This is a genomic window from Streptomyces longispororuber (assembly GCF_014656095.1).
Lineage (GTDB): Bacteria > Actinomycetota > Actinomycetes > Streptomycetales > Streptomycetaceae > Streptomyces > Streptomyces longispororuber.
Genome location: NZ_BNBT01000225.1, coordinates 1 through 9,739 on the forward strand (window position 1 = coordinate 1; position 9,739 = coordinate 9,739).

A 9,739-nucleotide genomic window follows, 5' to 3' on the forward strand; every position below is an offset into this window, starting at 1 on the left:
GGGGCCGGACGGGCGGGCGGGCGCCCACCGTCCGGCCCCGGCCCTGTTCGCGCGCGCCGGGCGGACCCGCGGGGCGGCCCCGGATTTCTGTCAAGGACTTGACTGCGGTAACACCTACAGCACAGCTTGGAGTTCACAACTTGTACGGGCGGCGACGGTGCCGTCCGCCGTAGGCGGGAGTGGATGAGTCGATGGAGACTCCGGGGTCGCAGTCGTCACTGCACCGAGCAAATCTCGAGCGGGTCGTACGCGCGGTACGGCTCGCGGGGTCGCTCACGCAGGCGGAGATCGCCAGGACGACGGGCCTGTCCGCCGCGACGGTGTCGAACATCGTCCGGGAGCTGAAGGACGGCGGCACGGTCGAGGTCACGCCCACATCGGCGGGCGGCCGCCGGGCCCGCAGCGTCTCGCTCAGCGGCGACGCGGGCATGGTCATCGGCGTCGACTTCGGCCACACCCACCTGCGCGTGGCCCTCGGCAACCTGGCCCACAAGGTGCTCGCCGAGCAGTCCGAGCCGCTGGACGTGGACGCCTCCGCGGCCCAGGGCTTCGACCGGGCCGAGCGCCTGGTCGGCCGGCTCATCGAGCGGGCGGGCGTGGACCGCGCGAAGGTCGCGGGCGTCGGGCTCGGCGTGCCCGGGCCCATCGACGTGGAGTCCGGCACCCTCGGCTCCACCTCCATCCTGCCGGGCTGGACGGGCACCAAGCCGGCCGAGGAGATGCGGGAGCGGCTCGGCGTGCCCGTGCACGTGGACAACGACGCCAACCTGGGCGCCCTCGGCGAGCTGGTCTGGGGCAGCGGCAAGGGCGTCAGGGACCTCGCGTACATCAAGGTCGCGAGCGGTGTCGGCGCGGGCCTGGTGATCAGCGGGCGCATCTACCGCGGCCCCGGCGGCACGGCCGGGGAGATCGGGCACATCACCCTGGACGAGTCGGGGCCCGTCTGCCGCTGCGGCAACCGCGGCTGCCTGGAGACCTTCACCGCCGCCCGCTACGTGCTGCCGCTGCTGCACTCCAGCCACGGCCCCGACCTGACCATGGAGGGCGTCGTGGCCCTCGCCCGCGAGGGGGACCCGGGCTGCCGGCGCGTGATCGCCGACGTCGGGCGGCACATCGGCAGCGGGGTGGCGAACCTCTGCAACCTGCTCAACCCCAGCCGGGTCGTCCTCGGCGGCTCCCTCGCCGAGGCCGGTGAGCTGGTGCTCGGGCCGATCCGCGAGTCCGTCGGCCGGTACGCGATCCCGAGCGCGGCCCGGCAGCTCTCCGTCCTGCCCGGCGCCCTCGGCTCGCGCGCCGAAGTACTCGGGGCGCTCGCGCTCGCGCTCAGCGAGATGGGGGATTCGACGCTTTTGGACGGGTCGGTCCCGACGGCGGCACCTGCCTTCACTTAGATAACGCATGGCACCGTTGTCATCTCGTTAAGGATTTACTCCTTGACGCGTGTCGGGCGGCCGAGTTGACTTCGAGCCACCTCGGCCGCAACGACGCGGCCACGTCAGGGAGGCACCCCCAAATGAATGCATGGACGCGTCGCGTCGTCATAGGCACCGCCACCGTTTCCATGGCCTTCGGTCTCGCCGCCTGCGGCGAGGCCGGCGGCGGTGACGACGACAAGGGAAGCGGCGGCGACGGAAAGACCATTGGTCTGCTCCTTCCGGAGAACAAGACCACGCGTTACGAGACCTTCGACCGCCCGATCATGGAGTCGAAGATCAAGTCGCTGTGCGGCGACTGCGAGATCAAGTACAACAACGCAGCGCAGGACATCGAGACCCAGAAGAAGCAATTCGACGCCCTCATCACCCAGGGCGTCAAGGTGATCATTCTCGACGCGGTGGACTACAAGTCCACCAAGGGCTGGATCGAGCGCGCCGACAAGCAGGGCGTCAAGGTCGTCGCGTACGACCGCCTGGCCGAGGGCCCGCTCTCCGCCTACGTGTCCTACGACAACGAGAAGATCGGCCGCCTGCAGGGCGGCGCCCTGGTCAAGGCCCTCGGGTCGAAGGCCAAGGACGCCAACGTGGTCATGATCAACGGCTCGCCGACCGACCCGAACGCCCCGTTCTTCAAGAAGGGCGCCCACTCGGTGCTCGACAAGAACGTGAAGAAGATCGCCTACGAGCAGGACATCCCCGACTGGTCGCCCGACGAGGCCAACAAGAAGATGGCCACCGCCATCGACAAGCTCGGCAAGGACGGCATCGACGGCGTCTACTCCGCCAACGACGGCATGGCCGGCGGCATCATCACCGCCCTCAAGCAGCGCGGCATCGACGTCCCCGTCGGCGGCCAGGACGCCGAACTCGCCGGTGTGCAGCGCCTGCTCAGCGGCGACCAGGCCTTCACGATCTACAAGCAGATCAAGCCGGAGGCCGAGACCACGGCCGAGATCGCGGTCCGCCTGCTCAAGGGCAAGGACATCGACGACCTCATCGACCGCAAGGTCAACTCCCTGAGCGGCGACTTCAAGAACATCCCCGCCAAGCTCTACGACGCCCAGGCCATCACGAAGGACGACGTCGCCGACACGATCGTCAAGGACAAGGTCTACAAGGCGAGCGAGATCTGCACCAAGCAGTTCAAGGCCGCCTGCGAAGAGGCCGGGATCAACTAGCCCCGGCCGCCTCCCGGGGCGGGCGGCGGAACGATTCCGCCGCGCCCCCGGCGGTCGGGACGCGCCCTCCCCGGCGGTCGCCGCCCCCAGTGGCCGCCGCGTACCCGAAGGCGGCCGCGCCCCGGCGGTCGCCGCCGCCGTGCGGCAGCGCGCCTCGGTCCCCGGCGCCCGGTGCCCGTACGTCCGCCTCTTCCGGTCTTCCGGCTCCCGTCGCGGCACCCCCTCCGCGCCGCGGCCGGCGGGCGGGCACCGGCGCCCCCTGTCCTTTCCCGTCCTGTCCTCGGACTTTCCTTCCAGTGATCCACCGTCCCCGCCGGTCCGGCGGCGAAGGAGCTGATTCACGTGTCCGCTACGCCCGTGCTGGCGTTGCGCGGGGTCTCCAAGCGGTTCGGCGCCGTCCAGGCGCTCACGGACGTAGACCTCGAAATCCACACCGGTGAGGTGGTCGCCCTCGTCGGCGACAACGGCGCCGGCAAGTCGACGCTCGTCAAGACCATCTCAGGCGTCCACCCGATCGACGAGGGCGCCATCGAGTGGGAGGGCCGCGAAGTCCGCATCGGCCGCCCCCACGACGCCCAGAACCTCGGCGTGGCCACCGTCTACCAGGACCTCGCGCTCTGCGACAACCTGGACGTCGTCGCCAACCTGTTCCTCGGCAGCGAGCTGAGGACCGCCTCCGTCCTCGACGAGATCGCCATGGAGAAGCGCGCCCGGGAGCTCCTGGACACCCTGTCCATCCGCATCCCGAGCGTCCGCATCCCCGTCGCCGCCCTCTCCGGCGGCCAGCGCCAGGTCGTCGCCATCGCCCGCGCCCTCGTCGGCGACCCCAAGGTCGTCATCCTCGACGAGCCCACCGCGGCCCTCGGCGTCGAGCAGACCGCGCAGGTCCTCGACCTGGTCGAACGCCTCCGCGAGCGCGGCCACGGCGTCATCCTCATCAGCCACAACATGGCCGACGTGCGCGCCGTCGCCGACCGCGTCGCGGTGCTCCGCCTCGGCCGCAACAACGGCGTCTTCGACGTCGCCGACACCTCCCCCGAAGAGATCATCGCCGCCATCACCGGCGCCACGGACAACGCCGTGACCCGCCGCAGGGCGCGTACCGCCACGAAGGAGGAGGCGAAGTGAGCGACCTCGCCAAGACCCCCCTCGACAAGTCCGCGACCGCCGTGGACGCCGAGCCCTCGGCGGCCCCCGCCGCGGCCGTCGACCCCCGGCTGCTCGTGCGCGAGCAGGGCTTCGCCGGCTACTGGACGGAGTTCCTGCGCAAGGTGCGCGGCGGCGAGCTGGGCTCCCTGCCCGTCGTCGTGGGCCTGATCGTCATCGCCCTGGTCTTCCAGTTCCAGAACGACAAGTTCCTCTCCGCCTCCAGCCTCGCCAACATCGCCGTCTTCACCTCCGGCGTCGGCATCATGTCCGTCGGCATCGTCTTCGTGCTGCTGCTCGGCGAGATCGACCTGTCCGTCGGCTCCGTCGCCGGCGTCGGCGCCGCCGTGTGGGCGGTGCTCAGCGTGAACCACGGCTGGGGCGACTGGCTCTCGGTGGTCAGCGCCGTCGTCTGCGGCCTGGTCATCGGCGCCGTGCACGGGATCTTCTTCGCCAAGGTCGGCGTCCCGGCCTTCGTCGTCACGCTCGCGGGCTTCCTCGGCTGGAGCGGCCTGCAGATCTGGCTGATGGGCAAGGAGGGCAGCATCAACACGCCCTCCGGCTCCGTCGTCGAGGACCTCACCACCCACTTCTTCGCCGACAAGGCCGCCGCGTACGGCCTCGCGTTCGCCGCGGTCCTGCTGTACGCGGGCTCGCAGCTCCTGGACGCGCGCCGCCGCAAGGGCGCGGGCCTGCCCTCGCGGCCGCTCAGCGAGATCCTGCTGCGCACCGGCGTGCTGGCCGTCCTGTGCTTCGTCGTCGCGTACTTCCTGAACGAGCCGGACGGCGCCCGCGGCCTGCCGCTCGCCCTGGTGCTCTTCCTCGCCGTGCTCGTGCTCGCGGACTTCGTGGTCCGCCGCACCACCTTCGGCCGCCAGGTCTTCGCGGTCGGCGGCAACGCCGAGGCCGCGCGCCGCGCGGGCATCAACGTCGACCGCGTACGGATCACCGTCTTCGCGATCTCCGGCATGCTCGCCGCCTTCGGCGGCCTGTTCATCGCGAGCCTGTCCGGCGGCGCCACCAAGAGCCTCGGCGGCGGCAACACCCTGATGATCGTCATCGCGGCGGCCGTCATCGGCGGCACCAGCCTCTTCGGCGGCCGCGGCAAGATCTGGTCCGCGCTGCTCGGCATGCTCGTGATCCAGTCGATCCAGCAGGGCCTGAACCTGGAGGGCATGGCCAGCGAGATCCAGTACATGATCACCGGCGCCGTGCTGCTCGCCGCCGTCGTGATCGACTCGGTCTCCCGGCGCACCCAGAAGTCCGCGGGCCGCGCCTGACCCCGCGGTTCCCGCGCCCGCACGCGCGGCGCCGTGCCCGGCACCGGTCCTTCCGGTGCCGGGCACGGCCGCGTGCGGGCCCGGTCCCGGACGGGAACGCGTGTTCCCGTACCGGGTGGGGGCACCCGTCGGTTTACAGCCGATCGCGTGAGGTACACCTCCCGGGCCGGACACCGCCGACAACGGCGGAACATTAGACTCGACAGGCCCGGCAATGCTCGACAAGGCGCTACACGCTCTACTGCAAGGAGGCACGGGTGCCGCTGCTGACCCGCATCACGGGACCGCGCGATCTGGACCGTCTCACCCCGGAGCAGCTCACCGAGCTGGCCGCCGAGATCCGCGGCTTCCTCGTCGACGCAGTCTCCAAGACCGGCGGCCACCTCGGCCCCAACCTGGGCGTCGTCGAGCTCACCATCGCCCTGCACCGCGTCTTCGAGTCGCCGAAGGACAAGGTCCTGTGGGACACCGGCCACCAGGCCTACGTCCACAAGCTGCTCACCGGCCGCCAGGACTTCTCCAAGCTGCGCGCCAAGGGCGGCCTGTCCGGCTACCCCGCCCGCGCCGAGTCCGACCACGACGTGATCGAGAACAGCCACGCCTCCACCGTCCTCGGCTGGGCCGACGGCCTCGCCAAGGCCAACGAGGTCCTGAGGAAGGACGACCACGTCGTCGCCGTCATCGGTGACGGCGCCCTCACCGGCGGCATGGCCTGGGAGGCGCTGAACAACATCGCCGCCGCCAAGGACCGCCCCCTGGTCATCGTCGTCAACGACAACGAGCGCTCCTACGCCCCCACCATCGGCGGCCTCGCCAACCACCTCGCCACCCTGCGCACCACCGACGGCTACGAGCGCTTCCTGGCCCGCGGCAAGGACATCCTGGAGCGCACCCCGGTCGTCGGCAAACCCCTGTACGAGACGCTGCACGGCGCGAAGAAGGGCCTGAAGGACTTCATCGCCCCGCAGGGCATGTTCGAGGACCTCGGCCTGAAGTACGTCGGCCCCATCGACGGCCACGACATCGAGGCCCTGGAGTCCGCGCTGGCCCGCGCCAAGCGGTTCAACGGCCCGGTCATCGTGCACTGCATCACCGAGAAGGGCCGCGGCTACGAGCCCGCCGAGCAGGACGAGGCCGACCACTTCCACGGCATCGGCCCCATCCACCCCGACACGGGCCTGCCCATCGCCGCCGCCGGCATGGACTGGACCTCCGTCTTCGGCGAGGAGATGGTCAAGCTCGGCCGCGAGCGCGCGGACATCGTGGCGATCACCGCCGCCATGCTCCAGCCCGTCGGCCTGAAGAAGTTCGCCGAGGAGTTCCCCGACCGGGTCTACGACGTCGGCATCGCCGAGCAGCACGCCGCCGTGTCCGCCGCCGGTCTCGCCACCGGAGGACTGCACCCCGTCTTCGCCGTCTACGCCACCTTCCTCAACCGCGCCTTCGACCAGCTCCTGATGGACGTGGCCCTGCACAAGTGCGGCGTCACCTTCGTCCTGGACCGGGCCGGGGTCACCGGCACCGACGGCGCCTCCCACAACGGCATGTGGGACATGTCCATCCTCCAGTGCGTGCCCGGCCTGCGCATCGCCGCGCCGCGCGACGCCGACCAGGTCCGCCTCCAGTTGCGCGAGGCCGTCGAGGTCGACGACGCCCCGACCGTCGTGCGCTACTCCAAGGGCGCCGTCGGCCCCGCCGTGCAGGCCGTCGGCCGCGTCGGCGGCATGGACGTGCTGCGCCGCGCGGACGCCGCCCGGCCGGACGTCCTCCTCGTCTCCGTGGGCGCGCTCGCCCCGATGTGCCTGGAGATCGCCGACCTCCTCGACAAGCAGGGCATCTCCACGACCGTCGTCGACCCGCGCTGGGTCAAGCCGGTCGACGAGGCGATGGCGCCGCTGGCCGAGCAGCACCGGGTCGTCGTCACCGTCGAGGACAACTCCCGCGCCGGGGGCGTCGGCGCGGCCGTCTCGCAGGCGCTGCGGGACGCGGGCGTGGACGTGCCCCTGCGGGACTTCGGCATCCCGCCGCGCTTCCTCGACCACGCCTCCCGCAAGGAGGTCATGGCGGAGATCGGCCTCACCGCGCCGGACATCGCGCGGCAGGTCACGGGGCTCGTGGCGAAGATGGACGGGCGCGTGGCCTCTGTCGAGGAGCCCGTGCGGGACTGACCCCGCCGGGGCGGGTGGGCTCTCCGCTTTTCCTTGCCCACCCGCCCGCCCGTTCCTGGCCACCCGGCCGGTTGAGGCCCCCCGTGGGGGTGCCCGTTCGTTGGCGGCTGCGGGTGGGTGTCGCTGCGCGGCACGTGCCATACGTAGCTCCACCACCCAGTCAGCCGTAGGTTTCGGGTCCCTTCGCGTGAATCGCCCCGCGCTTGGGCACTCGGCGTACCTCCCCTCTCGAAGATGTCGAAGACGACACGCGTGGGAGGTACGCCCGTGAGCAGCACCCTCTTCCGGACGAAGAAGGTCGAGCAGTCCATCCTCGACACCGAGGAACCAGAGCACGCGCTCAAGAAATCCCTGTCCGCGCTGGATCTGACCGTCTTCGGCGTCGGCGTCATCATCGGCACCGGCATCTTCGTCCTCACCGGCACCGTCGCCAAGAACAACGCGGGCCCCTCCGTGGCCCTGGCCTTCGTCGTGGCCGGAGTGGTGTGCGCCCTCGCCGCGCTCTGCTACGCCGAGTTCGCGTCCACGCTCCCGGTCGCGGGCTCGGCGTACACCTTCTCGTACGCCTCGCTCGGCGAGCTGCCCGCCTGGATCATCGGCTGGGACCTGGTCCTGGAGTTCGCGCTCGGCACGGCGGTGGTGGCCGTCGGCTGGTCCGGGTACATCGCCTCGCTGCTCGACAACGCGGGCTGGCAGCTCCCCGAGGCGCTCAGCGGCCGCGACGGCGCCGACGGCTTCGGGTTCGACATCCTCGCCGCCGTCCTGGTCCTGGCGCTCACCGGCATCCTCGTCGTCGGCATGAAGCTCTCCGCGCGCATCACCTCCGTCGTCGTCGCCGTCAAGGTGGTCGTCGTCCTCGTCGTGATCATCGCGGGCGCCTTCTTCGTCAAGGGCGAGAACTACGACCCGTTCATCCCGAAGTCCCAGCCGGTGGAGGCCGGCGGAGGGCTGCACTCCCCGCTGATCCAGACGCTGTTCGGCTGGGCGCCCGCCAACTTCGGCGTGATGGGCGTCTTCACCGCGGCCTCGGTGGTCTTCTTCGCCTTCATCGGCTTCGACATCGTCGCCACCGCCGCCGAGGAGACCAGGAACCCGCAGCGGGACATGCCCCGCGGCATCCTCGGCTCGCTGTTCATCTGCACGACGCTGTACGTGGCCGTCTCCGTCGTGGTCACCGGCATGCAGCACTACAGCAAGCTCTCCGTGGACGCCCCGCTCGCCGACGCCTTCAAGGCCACCGGCCACCCCTGGTACGCCGGCTTCATCAGCTTCGGCGCGGCCGTCGGCCTGACCACCGTCTGCATGATCCTGCTGCTCGGCCAGACCCGGGTGTTCTTCGCGATGAGCCGCGACGGGCTGCTGCCGCGCTTCTTCTCCCGCGTCCACCCGCGCTTCAAGACCCCGCACCGGCCGACCGTCCTGCTCGGGGTGATCATCGCGGTCGTGGCCGGGTTCACCCCCCTGAGCGAACTCGCCGAGCTGGTGAACATCGGCACCCTCTTCGCCTTCGTCATCGTGGCGATCAGCGTGATCATCCTCCGCCGGACCCGCCCCGACCTGCCCCGCTCCTTCCGCACCCCCTGGGTGCCGGTGCTGCCGGCGCTCTCCGTGGCCGCCTCGCTGTGGCTGATGCTCAACCTGCCCGCCGAGACCTGGGTCCGCTTCGGCGCCTGGATGGCCCTCGGCGTCGTCGTCTACTTCCTCTACGGCCGCTCGCACAGCAGGCTCGGGCGGGGCGAGGCGGGCGCCGGGGCCACCGCGGGCCCGGGGGCCCGGCCGCCGGGACGCGACAGCGAGTGACCGCGCCGCGCGCCAATTCGGCCCCGTATGTTCCGTTTCGACGGTAACTGCGGGGCCGGATACGGTGCTGGCCATGCTCGTCGAGCCGCTCGCCCCGCCACGCTCCGTGCCCGCCGCGGCCCCCGCCGCGACCGGCTACTGGGCCCGGCTGCTCCCCGCCCTCGCGCTGCTCGCCTGCGCCACCCGGCTGCCGTCCTTCGTCCGCCCGCTGTGGAACCCCGACGAGGGCTACCTCGCCGTCCAGGCCCGGCTCCTGGCCGACGGGGGAGAGCTGTACGAGACCGTGGTCGACCGCAAGCCGCCGCTGGTGCCCTGGCTGTACCGCGCCGCCTTCGCGCTGTGGGGGGACGAGTCCCTGACGTCCGTACGCGTCCTCGCCGTCGGCGCGCAGCTCCTCACCGCGGCCCTGCTGGCCTCCCTCGCCCGCCGCCGCTGGGGCGACGGCGCCGGACGTACGGCCGGAGTCCTGTACCTGCTCGCCTCCGTCGGGCTCAACCCCGAGGACGCGCAGGCCGCCACCTTCGAGATCTTCATGCTGCCGAGCACGGCCGCCGCCATGTGGTGCGCGGACCGGCGCCGCCCGCTCCTCGCCGGGACCGCGGTGGCCTGCGCCTTCCTGGCCAAGCAGACCGGGGCGGCGGTGCTCGTGCCGGTGCTCTGGCTGCTGTGGCGCTCGGGCGCGCCCGGGCCCCGGCGGCGGCGGGAGCGGCTGCCGCTCGCCGCCGGCGCGG

General features: G+C 71.6%; 7 protein-coding genes. All 7 read left to right on the forward strand.

The window, feature by feature from the left end; genetic code table 11:
- Positions 1-191 precede the first annotated feature (191 nt).
- A complete protein-coding gene (locus tag IE330_RS36280) occupies positions 192-1,391 on the forward strand; it encodes an ROK family transcriptional regulator (protein WP_190140444.1) in 1,200 nt (399 codons plus the stop codon).
- A gap of 122 nt (positions 1,392-1,513) precedes the next feature.
- The gene (locus IE330_RS36285) at positions 1,514-2,614 is read left to right on the forward strand and encodes a sugar ABC transporter substrate-binding protein (protein ID WP_229926174.1); all 1,101 of its coding nucleotides are present in this window, start codon (positions 1,514-1,516) and stop codon (positions 2,612-2,614) included.
- A gap of 333 nt (positions 2,615-2,947) precedes the next feature.
- Positions 2,948-3,742, forward strand: a complete 795-nt coding sequence (locus IE330_RS36290; RefSeq protein ID WP_190140449.1) for an ATP-binding cassette domain-containing protein — start codon at positions 2,948-2,950, stop codon at positions 3,740-3,742.
- Entirely contained in the window at positions 3,739-5,040 is a 1,302-nt protein-coding gene (locus IE330_RS36295; protein ID WP_373314818.1) for a sugar ABC transporter permease, read from the forward strand. Before IE330_RS36290 ends, IE330_RS36295 begins: the two co-directional genes overlap by 4 nt.
- A gap of 257 nt (positions 5,041-5,297) precedes the next feature.
- Positions 5,298-7,208 (forward strand): 1-deoxy-D-xylulose-5-phosphate synthase, encoded by a 1,911-nt coding sequence (gene dxs, locus IE330_RS36300; RefSeq protein ID WP_190140445.1) that lies wholly within the window; start codon positions 5,298-5,300, stop codon positions 7,206-7,208.
- Between the two features lie 267 nt (positions 7,209-7,475).
- Positions 7,476-9,008, forward strand: coding sequence for an amino acid permease (locus IE330_RS36305; protein ID WP_190140446.1), 1,533 nt, complete (start codon positions 7,476-7,478; stop codon positions 9,006-9,008).
- A 73-nt stretch (positions 9,009-9,081) separates the two neighbouring features.
- Positions 9,082-9,739 (forward strand): ArnT family glycosyltransferase (locus IE330_RS36310; RefSeq protein ID WP_190140447.1); only part of this gene is annotated, 658 nt, incomplete at its 3' end.

Coding starts and splice junctions, on each gene's coding strand:
- IE330_RS36280 (WP_190140444.1), top strand. CDS start 192: ATGGAGACTCCGGGGTCGCAGTCGTCACTGCACCGAGCAAATCTCGAG.
- IE330_RS36285 (WP_229926174.1), top strand. CDS start 1,514: ATGAATGCATGGACGCGTCGCGTCGTCATAGGCACCGCCACCGTTTCC.